The sequence below is a fragment of the Coprococcus sp. OM06-34AC genome, from assembly GCF_003462545.1.
Taxonomy (GTDB): Bacteria; Bacillota; Clostridia; order Lachnospirales; family Lachnospiraceae; genus Coprococcus; species Coprococcus aceti.
The window spans coordinates 104214-121946 of record NZ_QTZF01000007.1 but is presented as its reverse complement, the minus strand read 5'-3'; the positions used below and the strand labels follow the sequence as shown (position 1 = coordinate 121946).

At 42.9% G+C, this 17733-nt stretch carries 15 protein-coding genes and 1 pseudogene; 10 read left to right on the top strand and 6 right to left on the bottom strand.

The genetic code is table 11. The features are described from left to right. The first annotated feature begins 36 nt into the window (after nucleotides 1-36). The 5 genes from DXB91_RS12075 (at nucleotide 37) to DXB91_RS12055 (ending at nucleotide 5196) form a co-directional block, all read left to right on the top strand. Nucleotides 37-1005, top strand: coding sequence for a tRNA dihydrouridine synthase (locus tag DXB91_RS12075; protein ID WP_118018181.1), 969 nt, complete (start codon nucleotides 37-39; stop codon nucleotides 1003-1005). An 11-nt stretch (nucleotides 1006-1016) separates the two neighbouring features. After that, on the top strand, nucleotides 1017-1379 hold the full coding sequence (locus DXB91_RS12070) for a YccF domain-containing protein (protein WP_117549311.1): 363 nt from the start codon (nucleotides 1017-1019) through the stop codon (nucleotides 1377-1379). A gap of 561 nt (nucleotides 1380-1940) precedes the next feature. Next, nucleotides 1941-3692: an aspartate--tRNA ligase gene (aspS, locus tag DXB91_RS12065; protein ID WP_117549309.1), complete on the top strand. Its 1752-nt coding sequence runs from the start codon at nucleotides 1941-1943 to the stop codon at nucleotides 3690-3692. Between the two features lie 296 nt (nucleotides 3693-3988). Further along, nucleotides 3989-4204: a hypothetical protein gene (locus DXB91_RS12060; RefSeq protein WP_055146976.1), complete on the top strand. Its 216-nt coding sequence runs from the start codon at nucleotides 3989-3991 to the stop codon at nucleotides 4202-4204. A 122-nt stretch (nucleotides 4205-4326) separates the two neighbouring features. Further along, entirely contained in the window at nucleotides 4327-5196 is an 870-nt protein-coding gene (locus DXB91_RS12055; RefSeq protein ID WP_117875053.1) for a hypothetical protein, read from the top strand. A gap of 143 nt (nucleotides 5197-5339) precedes the next feature. Here DXB91_RS12055 and DXB91_RS12050 read toward each other — a convergent pair whose 3' ends face one another. From DXB91_RS12050 to DXB91_RS12040, 3 genes and pseudogenes are all read right to left on the bottom strand, one after another. Next, a complete protein-coding gene (locus tag DXB91_RS12050; RefSeq protein WP_118018180.1) occupies nucleotides 5340-5855 on the bottom strand; it encodes an immunoglobulin-like domain-containing protein in 516 nt (171 codons plus the stop codon). Between the two features lie 56 nt (nucleotides 5856-5911). Further along, nucleotides 5912-7234 carry a HAMP domain-containing sensor histidine kinase gene (locus tag DXB91_RS12045; RefSeq protein ID WP_118018178.1) on the bottom strand — a complete coding sequence of 441 codons (1323 nt, stop codon included), beginning with the start codon at nucleotides 7232-7234 and terminating at the stop codon, nucleotides 5912-5914. Continuing rightward, nucleotides 7222-7895 (bottom strand): annotated as a pseudogene (locus DXB91_RS12040) (response regulator transcription factor). Before DXB91_RS12040 ends, DXB91_RS12045 begins: the two are co-directional and overlap by 13 nt. 221 nt (nucleotides 7896-8116) lie before the next feature. Here DXB91_RS12040 and DXB91_RS12035 point away from each other — a divergent pair. From DXB91_RS12035 to DXB91_RS12025, 3 genes are all read left to right on the top strand, one after another. Further along, nucleotides 8117-8476 (top strand): helix-turn-helix transcriptional regulator, encoded by a 360-nt coding sequence (locus DXB91_RS12035; protein WP_022215893.1) that lies wholly within the window; start codon nucleotides 8117-8119, stop codon nucleotides 8474-8476. Between the two features lie 208 nt (nucleotides 8477-8684). Beyond that, nucleotides 8685-9029 carry a hypothetical protein gene (locus tag DXB91_RS12030; RefSeq protein ID WP_118018176.1) on the top strand — a complete coding sequence of 115 codons (345 nt, stop codon included), beginning with the start codon at nucleotides 8685-8687 and terminating at the stop codon, nucleotides 9027-9029. A 41-nt stretch (nucleotides 9030-9070) separates the two neighbouring features. Beyond that, complete coding sequence (locus DXB91_RS12025) at nucleotides 9071-10447, top strand: ABC transporter permease (protein ID WP_118018174.1); 1377 nt, start codon at nucleotides 9071-9073, stop codon at nucleotides 10445-10447. 243 nt (nucleotides 10448-10690) lie between these two features. On the opposite strand, the gene typA is transcribed toward DXB91_RS12025, so the two are convergent. The 3 genes from typA to DXB91_RS12010 all read right to left on the bottom strand — a co-directional run bounded on the left by typA (nucleotide 10691) and on the right by DXB91_RS12010 (nucleotide 14478). Further along, nucleotides 10691-12517 (bottom strand): translational GTPase TypA, encoded by a 1827-nt coding sequence (gene typA / locus DXB91_RS12020; RefSeq protein WP_022215896.1) that lies wholly within the window; start codon nucleotides 12515-12517, stop codon nucleotides 10691-10693. Between the two features lie 130 nt (nucleotides 12518-12647). Next, complete coding sequence (gene hslO / locus DXB91_RS12015; protein ID WP_015533929.1) at nucleotides 12648-13532, bottom strand: Hsp33 family molecular chaperone HslO; 885 nt, start codon at nucleotides 13530-13532, stop codon at nucleotides 12648-12650. A 142-nt stretch (nucleotides 13533-13674) separates the two neighbouring features. Continuing rightward, a complete protein-coding gene (locus tag DXB91_RS12010) occupies nucleotides 13675-14478 on the bottom strand; it encodes a class I SAM-dependent DNA methyltransferase (protein ID WP_118018172.1) in 804 nt (267 codons plus the stop codon). 191 nt (nucleotides 14479-14669) lie between these two features. Between DXB91_RS12010 and DXB91_RS12005 the strand changes: the two genes are divergently transcribed. Continuing rightward, complete coding sequence (locus DXB91_RS12005) at nucleotides 14670-15170, top strand: NUDIX hydrolase (protein ID WP_055273312.1); 501 nt, start codon at nucleotides 14670-14672, stop codon at nucleotides 15168-15170. A 133-nt stretch (nucleotides 15171-15303) separates the two neighbouring features. Continuing rightward, nucleotides 15304-17721: a leucine--tRNA ligase gene (gene leuS / locus DXB91_RS12000; protein ID WP_118018170.1), complete on the top strand. Its 2418-nt coding sequence runs from the start codon at nucleotides 15304-15306 to the stop codon at nucleotides 17719-17721. Nucleotides 17722-17733 lie beyond the last annotated feature (12 nt).

The window sequence follows — 17733 nt, the reverse complement described above, 5'->3', positions numbered from 1 at the left end:
TATACCGGGTTTACGGATTTAATGGGAGAATGATGGATGAACAACAGGGATGATTTGATATATCTTGCCCCGATGGAGGGGATAACAGGATACATATACAGAAATGCACATCACAAATATTTCGGCGGCGTTGACAAATACTTTATGCCGTTCATTGCCCCGGCGAAAGGACGTCCTCTCAGAAACAGGGAACTAAGGGATGTGCTGCCGGAAAACAATCAGGGGATAAATGTGGTGCCGCAGCTTCTGACCAACAGTGGCGAGGGATTTGTGAAGGCTGCAAAGTTCCTGAAGGAGCTTGGATATAACGAGGTGAATATCAATCTCGGCTGTCCGTCAAAAACTGTAGTAACGAAGTATAAAGGCTCGGGTCTACTGTATGATACAGAGAGACTTGACAATTTCTTATATGAAGTATTTGCCGCCGACGTGATGGATGTGTCTATAAAGACCAGAATAGGAAGAGACAGTTCTGTGGAGTTTGAGGATATCATAGAAATATATAAGAAGTATCCGATAAGTGAGCTGATCATACATCCGAGAATACAGACGGATTTCTACAAGAATACGCCAAACATGGAAGTGTTTGCCGAAGGTGTGGCTTCATATGGAAGACCAGACACAGTGTGCTACAACGGAGATATAAACAGTGTGGTGGATTATGACAGGTTCACGGGCGATTTTCCTGATATAAGTAAGGTTATGATAGGCAGGGGGATAATAGCTGATCCTTGTCTGGCGGAGCGGATAAAAGAAGAGTGTGGCGACAGTACATATGACTGGAACAGATTTTTCATATTCCACGATGAACTTTACAGGAATTACTGTGAGTCGGATGTGGGCAGGGGCAACACGATGTTCAAGATGAAGGAGCTGTGGGCTTACTGGTCGAGGCTGTTTTATGATGTGGAGGGAGCTGAGAGGGCTCTTAAGAAGATCCGGAAGACTAGAGATAATGGTGAGTATGAGGCGGCAGTCAGGATGCTGGCTGCACTGTGCAGATAGGAGATGATATCATGGGATGTCTTGGAAATTGTATATGGTTTTTATGTGGCGGAATATTGAGCGGACTTTCGTGGGGGGCAAGCGGGGTGCTGTGCTGTATAACGATAATAGGGATTCCGATTGGGATGCAGTGCTTTAAGTTTGCAGGACTTGCATTTTTTCCATTTGGAAAAGAGATAGTGTATGGAGGCGGGGCTGGCTCGCTGATCGCGAATATCATATGGCTGCTCTGCTGCGGAATACCTATGGCGGTAGAGAATGCCTGCCTGGGGCTGCTGCTTTGCATAACGATAGTCGGAATTCCATTTGGGCTTCAGTTCTTTAAGATCGCCAAGCTGGCGCTCATGCCTTTTGGTGCAGAGATTGTGGGATGATGGTGGAAATATACATAAATATAGTTGACAGAACTTGAATCACTAGAATATAATAATGTGGCGTCAGATATGTGCTGACGCCATATATAAGGCAATGACGAAGAGAAGTAGCATAGATTATCGCCCACAGAGAGCCGGTGGTGGTGGGAGTCCGGCGGAGTGAATATATGTGAATAACACTTTACCAGCCGCAAGCTGAAAGATATAGCCCATAGCGGGATACGTGTTTTATGTCGAGTAGGGGAGCCGTAGCTGCACGATACGCAGAGAGGTCATGAGCAAGGTGACTGAGAGGGACTGGGACGCGATGCTTTGAATATACGAAGATCGTGTAACGGTAAATCAGGTGGTACCGCGGACATTAAAGCAGACAAGTAACCGACAGGTAGTTTGAGAGAGCTTATGTTCGTCCTGAATATTTGCATATGTATATGTGCATCTGATTCAGGATGAACATAAGCTTTTTCTATTTGCAAGAGAAATAACAGCCAGTGCGTAATCCTGAAAAAGCCAAAGTGGACATAAAGCCACAGGCAAATAGTAAAGAAAAGGAGAGAACAGATGACAATCGAGAACATTTATCGTAACAGAACAATGAACGAGATCACTGAGGGCGATGTGGGAAAGACACTTAAGGTTGCCGGATGGGTAGAGAATATCCGTGACCACGGTGGAGTATCATTTATCGATCTTCGTGATATGTATGGCGTGCTCCAGGTAGTAATGAGAGACACATCCCTGCTTGACGGAATAACAAAGGAGGATTGTGTATCAATCGAGGGTATCGTTGAGCACAGAGATGAGGAGACATACAATCCTAAGATCCCTACAGGTACTATTGAGCTTGAGGCAAAGACTGTAGAGATACTTGGCAAGGTATATAAGCAGATTCCATTTGAGATCCAGACATCCAAGGAGACACGTGAGGATGTGAGACTCAAGTACAGATATCTTGACCTCAGAAACAAGAAGGTTAAGGACAACATGATTTTCAGAAGCCAGGTCATCAGCTACCTTCGTCAGAAGATGACTGAGATGGGATTCCTTGAGATCCAGACACCTATCCTCTGCGCATCATCACCTGAGGGTGCAAGAGATTACATCGTGCCATCAAGAAAGTTCAAGGGCAAGTTCTATGCACTTCCACAGGCACCACAGCAGTACAAGCAGCTCCTCATGGTATCAGGATTTGACAAGTACTTCCAGATTGCTCCTTGTTTCAGAGATGAGGATGCGAGAGCAGATCGTTCACCTGGTGAGTTCTACCAGCTTGACTTTGAGATGAGCTTTGCAACACAGGAGGATGTATTTAAGGTTGGAGAGGAAGTCCTCTCAGCAACATTTGAGAAGTTTGCACCTGAGGGCGCAGTGGTTACACAGGCTCCATATCCGATCATCAGCTACAAGCAGGCTATGCTTGAGTTTGGTACGGATAAGCCTGACCTCAGAAACCCACTTAGAATAATAGATCTTACAGATTTCTTCCAGAGATGTACATTCAAGCCATTCCACGGCAAGACGGTACGTGCCATCAATGTACACAAGAAGCTTTCAAAGGGACAGCATGAGAAGATGCTCAAGTTTGCACAGAGCATCGGCATGGGCGGCCTTGGATATCTGGAGATACTTGAGGATATGTCATACAAGGGACCTATCGACAAGTTCATTCCTGATGATATGAAGGGTGAGATCGCAGAGCTTGCAGGCCTTCAGCCTGGAGATACTATTTTCTTCATCGCAGACGTGGAGGAGCTTGCAGCGTCATTTGCAGGACAGATCAGAGTTGAGCTTGGTAACAGACTTGATCTCAACGAGAAGAACGCATTCCGTTTCTGCTATATAAATGACTTCCCAATGTACGAGTACGACAAGGAGAGCAAGAAGATCATCTTCACTCACAATCCGTTCTCAATGCCACAGGGCGGACTTGAGGCGTTAAATGAGAAGGATCCACTTGATATCCTGGCTTACCAGTACGACATCGTCTGCAACGGTATCGAGCTTTCATCAGGCGCTGTAAGAAACCACGACATGAAGATCATGGTCAAGGCATTTGAGATTGCAGGATACACAGAGGATGATCTGAAGGAGAAGTTCGGAGCACTCTACAATGCATTCCAGTTCGGAGCACCACCTCATGCAGGTATGGCTCCTGGTGTGGACAGAATGATCATGCTTCTCAGAAACGAGGAGAATATCAGAGAGGTCATCCCATTCCCAATGAATGGAAATGCACAGGATCTTATGTGCGGAGCACCTGGCGAGGTTACAGAGCAGCAGCTCCGTGAGGTTCACATTAAGGTCAGACAGTAAAAAGGCCGGACGGCACTTGTAGTTCGAGATATGGATATGAAAACATATATACAAACACATTCAGTTACCTTCACTTCAGCTTGCTTACATTTGCATGCTGCGAAAACCGCGATAAGAGCGGTGCGGTCTTCGCAGCAGCAGTAAGCGCTGAAGATCAGTCACTTTCATTATCGTTTGTATATATGTTTCATATCTTATGTATCAAGAACTACAAGTGCCTGTTTTTTTGACATGTACTTGTGTATAAAAACGGTTTTAATTGTTTTTATGAGAATTGTAAGAGGAGGCTTTTGACGATGGCAGGTTTTCTTATAAAGGACACAACTAGGGAAGAACGAGAGCAGATAGTTGCCGATTCTCTGGGAAATATAGATGCTTACTGCGATGGATGCATGTGCGGTATCACAGAGATGTATCAGGATTATATTGACGGGAAGAAAGAGCTTCGTGAGATAAATATGGAGTTCAATGCGAGATATGTCCGGGATGAGAATATGGATGGACGGAAGTAAGCATATGGTGACAACTTTAATAATATTTATGTGGCAGAGCTGGAAAAGCCATGTTAATATGGACATACAGTTAGTTGGTTTACATTACATCAATAAATAAGAATTAAAAAAGGGAAATTTATATGGGGATACGAAAAGGAATATTTATAGGTGCTGCGATGCTCTCCATTATGGCGTGTACGGCCTGTGGAAATTCAGGTGGAAATGTTTCAGAAACAAATAGTGCGGAGACCTCGACCGGTGTGGAGAGCGGAATAATAGAGCAGCCACAGGTCATGTATGATGGACACATCTATTATTACAATGCAACCGGAAGAGATGAGAAATTGCCGGAAGGATACGAGATCGCGGGAACGATAAAAAGGGTCGACAGCAAAGACTATCCTGCAGAGAATTTTGCGGCAGCAGGCGTGGATCTTGAAGCTGGACAGGAAATATATATCAGCACAACTGAGAAGAATGTCATTTATCTGAAATATGACAGCGGATATGCGAGGTTTGAGAGAAGACCGGAGGAAGCTACGGAGAAAGCGCAGGATGAGACGAAGTCTGCAGAGAAAGAGAACGAGATAGAGGGGAATAGTGAGATGACAGCTTATATGGATGCTTCTATGGAAGAGGATTATGGGGAAGATGGAGAATTCGACTTTGACAGTATATTTGGGATAGATCAGCTTGACCTGAACTACGAGGCACATGTTGCAGGATTTGACGGAGAGAGCTTTTTGTATAGTGTGCATATTGATGGCGGTGTCACAGATGAGAAGGTAGATGAGATCCAGCAGGTGATGGCGGATTATTCTTCGCAAAATGGTGATGAAGAAAACTATATGGGGTATATTGATATATATAATGGTGAAGACCAGATAATGATATATCTTGACCTTGGCGGTGTATCAGAAGAAAATAGCAACATGGCGGTAACGGGTATACTGAACGCACTTAACAGTGTCTCAGGTATAAAGAGTGTTATCATAAACGAAGGGATGTAGAAAAAAGAAAACATGTGTGAAAAGTCCATGATGTTTATTCTGAAATCACAAAGTAATTTTTGACTATCTTTTCAAAAGTTCTGAGTCGAACTTTCTACTTCATAAGCGTTTTTTTTATTTCATGCTTATGAAGTAGAGAATTTTTACCTTATCGTAAATTCGCAAGATAAATTATATGTATCGTAATCCCAATCTCTTTCACTTTCAAAGAACGCAAATTGTTTAATCAAACGATAGTGTCCAGCAGGCAATTCTCCATAAAAACTTTTAACATCAATTTCTAATGTTAATCGTTCGTTAGGATTAATAAAACAATCCTTTTCATTGCTCTTTGAGGGGTCATCAAGCTGTTTAAGTTGATACCAAGTGCCGGATTGTTCAGCTTCTATTTCAAAATAATTTGGTGAATATCGGTATTCTTTATCAGAAGTATTTTCTATTAGAAATGAAAGGTGCTTCAAATCTAAATCCTTTTCTGTACTCATTGAAATCTTCAAATCACCCAAAGTGTCAAGTGCTTCTTCACTTCCATAAGGAGAAACCTCATATTCTTCGGAATAATCTTGTACTACATGGTTATCACTGTCCTTTGCTTGACTGCACCCAACAATACACACCAATAACGATAAGTTTAGAAACATACATATTATTTTTTTCATTTGTCCTTATCTCCTTTCTTTTAAATTTATAATAGCAATAAAATGTCTATTTTCAATCAACTTTCATTGCAATTTATTTTTACTGTAACACATGCTCCCCCTGCTTCGTTATTAGCAATTTGGATATTTCCGCCATGTCTTTCACTTAAAATCTTACTAATATTCAGCCCTAATCCCAAATGTTCAGTAGATATATCTTTCGATGATTTATAAAATGGTAATGTCGCTTTTTCAATATCAATATTTTTAAACCCGCAACCATCATCTGAAACAGATATAACTAAATTATTATTCTCTATTACTGCGCTAATAGCAATATCACTTTTTGCGTATCTAATACTATTAGAGAGTAAATTTTCATAAATCTGCATGACTGTATTTAAATTGATAAACAAGGTTATATTATCACCGCTTGTAGTAATTGAAAAATGTTTGTCATAACAAAGTGCTTCTGCTGTGTTATTAAAATTATCAATAAGTGCATGAAATGTAATCTGTTGCCGTGGAATATCAATATCCTCTAACCTATATAAGTTCGTCATAGCATTTACATATTTTTCAAGACGTGAAACATTTTTTGACATTACTGATATTTCATCTAATATTTCTTCTTGTGATACTAAGCCTTTGGGAATAAAGGAAAGCAGCATAGTAGCATGACCCTTTAGTAAAGTCAAAGGAGTGCGTAAGTCATGTGAAAAAGCAGCGTTTAGACGGCGCTGTTCAGCAAATTGTCGAAACATAGTTTCATTATTTTTCGCCAAACAGTCTTTCATTTTTTCAAAGGCATGACAGAGTTTTCCCATTTCATCATTTAATGGATATGATAACGTAAAATCTAAGTCATTTGCTTCAATTTTATGATACGCATTAGTTAATAGCTTAATAGGTTTCGATATTTTTTTTTTATAAAAAAATGTTACACAACATATCATATTAATAGATAATACGATAGGAATAATTGCAACATTTAATGAACCTAAAACACTGTCAATAAGCCTATCCCGGTTTGTAAAATTAGGTGAAACTTCGATATATGAAACATGGTTCGGATAGACATATTCGTGTACTGGGCGTTCTTTTTGATAATCAACATTGAACTTGCATATCTCGTTTCCTTTCGTATCAAATATTGTGTATTTTGTTTGGTCATTACTATAAGCGGCGGTAAATGAACCATTTTCCGGTATATCATACCTTGTTGACATATTTTCATACTTATAGTTCAAATTTATTCTGTATTTGTCAACCATTGAAATTAAAAGTATACAAATAATTATTCCAATCAACAACGAAAACAAAGCATAAAGAACAAAGGACATACTAATACTCATGCTATTTAACCGATTGAACCATCTGCTTCTCTTTAATTTTTCCATTTATATCCGCACCCCCAAACAGTTTCAATGTAAGGTCTATCGCCTAAAGATAAAAATTTTGCCCTAATACGTCTGATATGTTCTGTAACAACTGTATTATCACCAATGCCGTCTAATCCCCAAACTTTTTCATAAATAGTTTCCCGGTCAAAAACAATTCCTTTGTTTTGTGAAAGGAAAGATATTATATCAAATTCCTTTTTGGTAAAAGCCATATCCTTATTATGATAAAACACAATACGTGAGGAATAATCTATAACCATATCTTCATCAAATTGCACCTTTGAAGATGTATTGTGTCTTTTTTCTATGCGAAGATGTGCTGCAATGCGAGCTTCTAATTCATCAACAGAAAATGGTTTTATTACATAGTCGTCTGCGCCAATAGAAAATCCTTTTATTTTATCACTATCTTCAATGCGTGCTGTTAAAAAAATTATAGGGCATGAAACATAATCCCGTATTCTTTCACAAACAGTAAATCCATCAATATCTGGCATATTAACGTCTAACAAAATAATGTCAGGTTTTTTTCTACTTCTTTTAATGCAGCATTTCCTGCTGTTGCAGTATATACCGTATATCCAAGTTTGCTGAAATAGCAATACAGCATTGATACAATTTCTTTTTCATCGTCTACAATTAAAATACTCTGCGCCATAAATATGCCTCCATTGTGAATATCTGATTTAAGATTATCAAACAAAAATCTATTTCTAATCAATTTCTTTAATTTTCGATGTCATTAGATATTATATATGGCAATATGAGTTGTAGCAACCTTACTCTGCATGTTTTATGCTCTATTGCCATCAATACTATGATATGTGTAATCATATCTCAAAGAAAAGAGGAACAGTAAAATGTAATAGGGTGAAAAATATGAAGCAGGATAAAGTGAAGTATGATTTTAAGGCTTTCGGGCAAGCCATTAAAGCAGCAAGAAAAGCAAAGGGAATATCACGCAATCAGTTAGCCGACACACTGAATATTGCGCCCAGGTATATCGCGTCCATTGAAAACAGCGGGCAGCACCCAAGTTTACAGATTTTATATGAGCTTGTAACCCTGCTTGACGTATCAGTAGACCAGTTCTTTTTCCCGGAACGGGAACAAGAGAAGTCCACACGCCGCCGTCAGCTCGATACCATGCTTGACACAATGAGCGAAACAGACTTAAAAATCATGTCTGCTACTGCAAAAGGCATAGAGGAAGCCAACAATGACAGGACGGGGGAATAAAGTTCCCTCGTTTTTGTCTGCATAAAGTGAATGAAGCGCCGCAGAATTGCGGCGTTTTTCTTTTGCGCTTTTTGGCATACTGGGAGTTCCGTTGTAGTGATAAGTGAGGAAAAAACTTTCTTAGCAAGCATAGGAAAAGAGTACCCTTTTCCGTATTTTCGCCCTCCCGTCCTGCGGTGCGTCGGTTGAAAATTGCTTGTTGGGAAGTATGGAGGAGATTGAGACGTATATAGGCAGTATAGAGTCTGGAAAGAGCGGAAGTATAGATATCCTCACGAATGCCGTGGCGACGACTGCTGCGAGCGGTGATATGTCAAAGGTGATAGTTACATATGAGGACAAAGAGGGGAATGAGACGACGATTGAGGGGAATTTCAAGGCGACTGTGGAATCTCCGGTGTATGACAATGTAGAGAAGATAAAGGACAGCACAAAAAGCAGTGGTAAAAAGGTGTTATATGGTGTAATTGCTGTGGTTATAGTGATAGCTCTGTTATGTATATGTGCAATAAGAAAGCACAGGAGAAAAAAGGAGATTCTTGATGAATTTTAGATTCCGGTCACGGGGAGAGAGTTTATAAGGAGATAGATTGTATGGGGTGGATATGGCATTTGTGTCTTATGAATATGAAGAGAAGAAAGATCAGAACATTTCTCACCGTTCTCGGCGTGATGATAGGTGTTATATCGGTTGTAGCACTTCTGGCTGTGGGAATCGGAGTCAAGAACGAGATGATAGATTCTGCGGTTGCAAGTGGAAGTGTCAACCAGATAACGATATACAGTGAGACCGGAAGTAAGCATAAGGATCGAATGATAACGGACAGAACGATATCTACATTGACAGATCTTGCAAATGTGGATGGTTGTTATCCTCTGTATGAGGTGCCTGTGAGTATGAAGTATGGGGAGTATGAATACTTTGGCAATCTTGTGGGTGTGCCGGGAAATGAGCTTGATGGCTGGAGTCTGGCCTATGGGGAAAACAGCAATTCTTCACATGGGACACCTGAACTGATCTCGGGCAGCAGTGTGGGCAAAATGTTCTTCAATCAAAAGATATTTGACAGTTACGAGAAGAGAGAGAATAAGAGTATTGCATCCCTTGTCGGAAAGAGATTTGACACGACCGTCGGATGGAGCGGTGAAAGTGACAGGATATTCAAACTGAAGCTCGCCGGGGTTTTATCTGATGGAGATACGGATAACAGCTCTGACAATGCTTCTGCTGACACTTCTTATGACAGCGCAGTTCAGGATGAAGAGTCTGACGAATCGCTGGACATCTCTGACAGCTACAGCGAGAAGTCTCAGACGATATACTGTGATATGGATTCACTGAAAAGCCTGCTCAGAAAGGTCAGCGCCGATGGCAAGCTGTACGGTCAGCCGGTGGATGGCAATGGCAACAGCTACCGTGAATTTGTCTACACATCAGCGGTGGTGATCGTAGATGATATAAATAACGTTGATGCGATGGTAAAAAAGCTTCAGGACATGGGGTATCAGACAGAGAATTCCAAGGAATATCTGGACACGATACAGAAGTACCTCAAGATGATACAGCTTCTTCTCGGCGGAATCGGAATGATAGCACTTATTGTGGCTGTCATAGGAATAAGCAACACCATGACGACCTCTGTATTCGACCGGGTAAACGAGATCGGTATATTGAAGGTCCTCGGCTGCGACATAGACGAACTCAGACTTCTGTTCCTCATGGAGGCCGCAGTGATAGGACTTGTCGGAGGCGTCCTCGGAGTATTATCCTCCTACGGAGTGAGAATAGTGGTGAATAAAGCCGACGTCTCCATGTTCAACCTTGCAAAAGGAACCCAGATAGCCATGATCCCATGGTGGCTTGCACTGGCCGGAGTCCTCGGCTCCGTGATCCTCGGAGTGGTAGCAGGCTATTTCCCAGCAAGATGGGCCTCAAAATTAAGACCAATAGACGCCGTGACAAGGAGGTAAAAGGTCACAAAATTATCGCAAACATAAAGAAAAAGCCAGAAAGATACAAAAAACAGAAAAGTTGTATCATTCAGAGGAAAATAAGCAAAAAAGATACAGTTTTACGCACAAAAAAAGCAGAGACAACTCACACAAAACACAAAGAATGTGTGAACTGTCTCTGCTTTTGTTGTATATCCCGTGATGGATCCACATCCTTACAGGGTACGGGCTTCACTATCTCAAAGGACTTTTCGTCCGTCCTTATTTCCTGTTGGCTCTGTAACGGAGAGTATGGTCAAGAATCTTCTTACGGATTCTGAATGACTTTGGTGTGATCTCCAGAAGCTCATCAGTGTCGATGAAGTCAAGAGCCTGCTCAAGACTCATCACCTTTGGAGGTGAAAGCTTGAGAGCATCATCTGATCCTGAAGAACGTGTGTTGGTAAGCTGCTTCTTCTTGCAGACATTGACCTCCATGTCTTCAGCACGAGGATTCTCACCTACAACCATACCGGCGTAAACCTGCTCACCAGGTCCGATGAACAGTGTTCCACGCTCCTGTGCGTTGAAAAGACCATATGTGATCGAAGTACCTGACTCGAATGCGATGAGTGATCCCTTTGAACGGTAGCTCATGTCACCCTTGTATGGAAGATACTCGTCAAATGTTGTGTTGATGATACCTGTACCCTTGGTAGCTGTCATGAAGTCACCACGGAATCCGATAAGTCCACGGGATGGAACAGAGAACTCAAGTCTTGTGGTTCCATTTCCTGTAGGAGCCATTCCCTGAAGCTCACCCTTTCTCTGGTTCAGCATGTTGATGATAGTACCTGCAAATTCGTCAGGAACATCTATATAAGCGATCTCAAATGGCTCAAGCTTATGTCCGAGCTCATCTTCCTTGTAGATAACCTCAGCCTTACTTACTGCAAATTCATAACCTTCACGTCTCATGTTCTCGATGAGGACTGACAGGTGAAGCTCACCACGGCCTGAAACCTTGAAAGCCTCAGTTGTGTCAGTCTCCTCAACTCGGAGGCTGACATCTGTGTTCAGCTCTCTGAAAAGTCTCTCGCGGAGATGTCTTGATGTTACGAACTTACCTTCCTTGCCTGCGAGAGGAGAGTCATTTACCATGAATGTCATGGCGATGGTTGGTTCAGAAATCTTCTGGAAAGGAATTGGGTCAGGATTCTCAGGGGAGCAGAGAGTATCACCTATCTGTACATCTGCGATGCCTGAAACAGCAACGATAGAACCTATCTGTGCTTCCTTAACCTCTATCTTGTTAAGACCCTCATACTCGAAAAGCTTTCCGATACGAACCCTCTCGAGCTTGTCCGGGTCATGCTCATTTACTATGACAAGATCCTCATTTACCTTGAGGACACCATTGTCGACCTTGCCGACACCGATACGTCCAACGTACTCGTTGTAGTCGATTGTGCTGACAAGCATCTGTACACCTGCCTCAGGATCGCCTGTAGGAGCAGGAATGTAATCAATTATAGTGTCGAACAGAGGCTTCATGTCTGTGCCTGGCTCGGATGAGTCAAGTGTTGCATAACCGGACTTGGCAGAAGCAAATACAAATGGGCAGTCAAGCTGATCCTCATTTGCATCGAGCTCGATGAGGAGCTCAAGAACTTCGTCAACTACCTCGTCAGGACGTGCCTCAGGACGATCACATTTATTTACACATACGATAACTGCAAGATTAAGCTCAAGGGCCTTCTTCAGAACGAACTTGGTCTGTGGCATAGGACCCTCAAATGCATCAACAACGAGGATTACTCCGTTTACCATCTTAAGAACTCGCTCAACCTCACCGCCGAAGTCTGCATGACCCGGAGTATCAATGATGTTGATTTTGGTGCTTCCATATGTTACGGCAGTATTCTTGGAGAGGATAGTGATTCCTCTTTCACGCTCGATATCGTTGGAATCCATGACACGCTCAGCGACCTCCTGATTGTCACGGAACACACCGCTCTGCTTTAAGAGCTCGTCTACAAGTGTTGTTTTACCGTGGTCAACGTGGGCGATGATAGCCACATTTCTGATATCATCTCTTGTTATCTTCATAATATTCACTCTTTCTTTCAAAATTAGTCTATTTTACAACGCTTAACATTCTAGCATAGTGAAAAAACCAATGCAATAATTATAATGTACAAAAATGTTGTAAAAATGAGGGCAAATGGCGGAAAAATGATTATTTTGCAGCCGCTTTGAGCAGCATCTCCTTAAGTTCGTCAGGTGAGAACTTGTAATGAGAATTGCAGAACTGGCAGTTGACCTCTATAGGCTCGCCCTCCTCGAGAAGGCTTGCAATCTCTTTTTTGCCAAGGCTGAGTACCGCATTGTAATATCTCTCCTTGCTGCAGTTGCAGTGCCACTCGGTAGGCAACTCATCGGTCACTACAACGTCATATCCTTCAAATACATCCTTGATGATGTCAAGAGGAGTCTTGCCCGCATCGAGGAGACTGGTGATAGAAGAGAACTCGTTAAGTCTCTTCTCAAGAACGTCTATGAGTTCGTCCGATGCAAATGGCATGAGCTGGATGATGAAGCCGCCTGCCTGTTTGACGGTGTTGTCCTTCTCCATGAGAACACCAAGGGCAACAGATGTAGGAATCTGCTCAGATGTCGCAAAGTAATAAGTAAGATCTTCGGCGATCTCACCGGACACGAGCTGTGTCTGACCGACATAAGGCTCCTTGAGACCGATATCCTTGATAACTGAAAGTACACCAAGATCAAGAGCCTTTGCTACATCGAGCTTGCCCTTATCATTTGCATGAAGGATAACGTTTGGATTGTTGACATATCCCTTGACTCTTGAATGTGCGTCTGCAGTTACGGTAAGTCCTCCGATCGGTCCGTTGCACTGAATCTGAAGTGTGAGTACGTCGGACTCGTTCTTGCACTGTGCTCCCATAAGTGCTCCTGCTGTGAGCAGTCTTCCAAGTGCGGCTGTAGCCACAGGGCTTGTGTTGTGGATAGATCTTGCAGTCTCCACGATATCTCTTGTTGTTCCGGCGAAGAATCTTACCTGATTGTTCGCCGCCATACCTCTTATTATATGATCGCTCATGTTGTATACCTCGCTATTCTATGTTGATTAGTTTTGTTACATTTTGAAATCTGTCCGGTTATCTCTATATATAATCGCATTATAATAATGATATATTGGACAATCTTCACCATTTTATATTATGAATGGTGATAAGACAAGCCTATTCATAGTGTTTGTTATCCTGGTGTGTCTCCCTTGCAACCACGTATACCCTTTCACTGGAATCTGTGGCTGGCTGCCATGTAAATGCATCGTACATGGCGACGAGCTCCATGCCTGAGTCAGCAACGCATTTCCTCATGTCATCAAGGGTCAGGCCTCGCTGATAATGGAATTCCTGATACTTCCTGTATAGAGGACACTCATCATCCGGCTCAATGCCTGATTCTGGGTATTCTGGGAGAAACAGGCTGAGAGCCAGCTCATTTATATCGGTTTCCGTATCGTAGTAGTTATCCCAGATAAAGCTCACGTCGTCCCTGTCCTCGGCTATGGTGCTGTCGGCAACCACATCCTTGAAATAGTGGCGGGTCTTGAAGTCGCAGATAAATATGCCTTTTGATTCGAGATAGTTATTTGCCAGCCTGAATACGTGGGTTATGTCGGCAAGCTCCGTGAGATAGTTGATGCTGTCGCACACGCACACGATGGCATTCACCGTGCCGAAGAGCTCAAACTCCCTCATGTCCTGCATGAGATATAAGATGGATTCATGTCCTGTATCCAGCTTTTTCTCATTTGCCACCTCAAGCATCTCATATGAATTGTCGATACCGATCATGTCGTATCCGGCATCCGCAAGCCTTTCCGTTATCTCTCCGGTGCCACATCCAAGCTCACATATGAGCCCTTCGTCCACTCCGTATTTTCTCAAAACTTCTATTATATATGTGCACCAGTCATCATATGGAATGTTGTCCATCAGTTCATCATAGACACTGGCAAATACCTCATAAGCGTTCATGCTTCCTCCTTCAGCCTGCGCTGGTCAAATCTCTTGATAACAGTTTGAATTGTACCACAGCTTAAGTTTTATAGTAAACTGCAATAAATAATTATGCATAAAATTCGAATGATTGTTGAAGAAACTTAAAATAGCATTTATTATGTTACTGGGCAGAACAAATATAAAAATCAGAAAGAGGACAAGCAGAGATGGAATACTGGGATATTTACGATGTGAACAAGCAACCTACAGGGCGCACTATGAAGAGAAATGACTGGAATATGCAGCCGGGGGATTATCACCTCACAGTGCTCGGTGTGCTCCAGAACAGAGAGGGAAAGTATCTGATAACCAAGCGTGTCATGACAAAGGCGTGGGCAGCAGGCTGGTGGGAGGTATCCGGCGGCGGAGTGCAGGCAGGAGAGTCATCCATAGAGGCTGTCAGACGAGAGGTGATAGAAGAGACAGGCATAGACGTAAGTGATTTCGATGGAGGCTTGCAGTTTACATATAGGAGAGATAACCCGGATGAGAAGGACAACTACTTTGTGGATGTCTATAAGTTTACTGGAGATTTTTCGGAAATAGATATCAGGCCTCAGGAGGCGGAGACCGATGGTTTCAAGCTGGCAACGCTGGATGAGATAAAAGAATATGCAGAGCAGGGAATCTTCCTTCATTATGACAGTATCAAGAAAGTGTTTGAATAAGCTGGGCTGCTTATACCAAAAAACAGTTTGAAAAACACAGCATATATGCTAATATAGTTAAGATTAGAGAGGAATCGGGCGAAAAAGCGTTATAAAGCCTGAAAAGATAAATTTCAAGGAGGCATTTTCAAAAATGGCTGAGACATACAACCACAAAGTCGTTGAAGGAAAGTGGCAGAAGGTCTGGGATGACAACAAGGCATTTGCTGCTACAGATGATTATTCAAAACCAAAGTATTATGCGTTAGTTGAGTTTCCATACCCATCAGGTCAGGGACTCCATGTAGGTCACCCAAGACCATACACAGCGCTGGATATAGTAGCAAGAAAGAGAAGAATGCAGGGCTACAACGTTCTGTATCCAATGGGCTGGGATGCATTTGGTCTCCCTACAGAGAACTATGCGATCAAGAACAAGATCCATCCAAAGGAAGTAACCAAGACCAATGTTGCAAGATTCAAGAAACAGCTACACTCACTTGGATACTCATTCGATTGGGACAGAGAGATCAACACAACTGATCCTGAATATTACAAGTGGACACAGTGGATATTCCTCAAACTCTTCAAGGCTGGTCTCGCATACAAGAAGGAGATGCCTATCAACTGGTGTACATCATGTAAGGTTGGTCTTGCAAATGAGGAGGTTGTCAACGGCGTATGTGAGCGTTGTGGCAGCGAGGTTGTCCGCAAGGTTAAGTCTGAGTGGATGCTCAAGATCACAGATTACGCAGACAAGCTCATTGAAGGACTTGACGGCGTGGATTACATCGAGCGTGTAAAGGTTTCACAGAAGAACTGGATCGGACGTTCAACAGGAGCTGAGGTAGATTTCTCAGTAAAGGGCAAAGAGGACAAGCTCCGCATATATACAACAAGATGCGATACATTATTCGGAGTAACATACATGGTTGTTTCACCAGAGCATCCAATCCTTGACAAGTACAAGGACGAGATCGGCAACTGGTCAGACATCGAGGCATACCGTGAGCAGGCAGCGAAGAAGAGCGACTTTGAGCGTTCAGAGCTTGCAAAGGATAAGACTGGTGTATGCATAGACGGACTCATAGCCATCAACCCTGTAAATGGCAAGGAGATCCCTATATACGTATCAGACTATGTACTCATGAGCTACGGAACAGGTGCTATCATGGCGGTTCCTGCACATGATGACAGAGACTGGGAATTTGCAAAGAAGTTCGGACTTCCACTCATCCAGGTTGTTGCAAAGGATGGCGAGGAAGTAGATATAAATGAGGCTGCATTTACAGACGTGGCAACAGGAGTGCTCATCAACTCAGATTTCCTCAACGGCCTTGAGGTAAAGGATGCAAAGGAGAAGATGATAAAGTTCCTGGAGGAGAAGGGTATCGGTCAGGCAAAGACAAACTACAAGCTCCGTGACTGGGTATTCTCACGTCAGAGATACTGGGGCGAGCCAATTCCTATCGTTCACTGCGATAAGTGTGGTTATGTACCTATCGACGAGAGCCAGCTTCCGTTGCTTCTTCCAGAGGTAGACAGCTACATGCCGACAGACAACGGCGAGTCACCACTTGCAGCTATGACAGACTGGGTAAACACCACATGTCCATGCTGCGGCGGTCCTGCAAAGAGAGAGACAGATACCATGCCACAGTGGGCTGGATCATCATGGTATTTCCTGAGATATACAGATCCTCACAACACAGAGGCTCTTGCAAGCAAGGAGGCACTCAAGTACTGGCTTCCTGTTGACTGGTACAACGGAGGAATGGAGCATACAACACTCCACCTTCTGTATTCAAGATTCTGGCACAAGTTCCTGTACGATCAGGGCGTAGTTCCTACACCAGAGCCATACCAGAAGAGAACATCACATGGTATGATCCTCGGTGAGAACGGCGAGAAGATGAGCAAGTCAAGAGGCAACGTTGTAAATCCTGACGACATCGTAGATGTATACGGTGCAGATACACTTCGTACTTACGAGATGTTCATCGGAGCATTTGACCTTGCAGCTTCATGGTCAGAGGATGGTGTCAAGGGATGTAGAAGATTCCTCGACAGAGTATGGAAGCTTCAGGACAGTGTGACAGACGAGAAGGGCTACTCCAAGGATATGGAGACCAAGATGCACCAGGTTATCAAGAAGGTTTCAAATGACTTCGAGAACCTGAAGTACAACACAGCTATCGCAGCCATGATGGCACTTCTCAACGACTTCTACAAGAAGGGAAGCGTTACAGCAGATGAGTTCAAGACACTGCTCATCCTGTTAAACCCTGTTGCACCTCATATCACAGAGGAGCTGTGGTCAGTAAAGAACTATGGCGGATATGTATATCAGCAGACATGGCCAGAGTTCGATGAGGCAAAGACAGTAGAGTCAACAGTAGAGATCGCTGTACAGATCAACGGTAAGACTAAGGCAACACTTGCGATCGGCAAGGAGGATCCAAAGGATGAGGTTATCGCAAAGGCTAAGGAAGTGATCGCCGACAAGCTCACAGGTAACGTTATCAAGGAGATCTATGTTCCTGGACGTATTGTGAATATTGTTATGAAATAAAAAAACTATAAA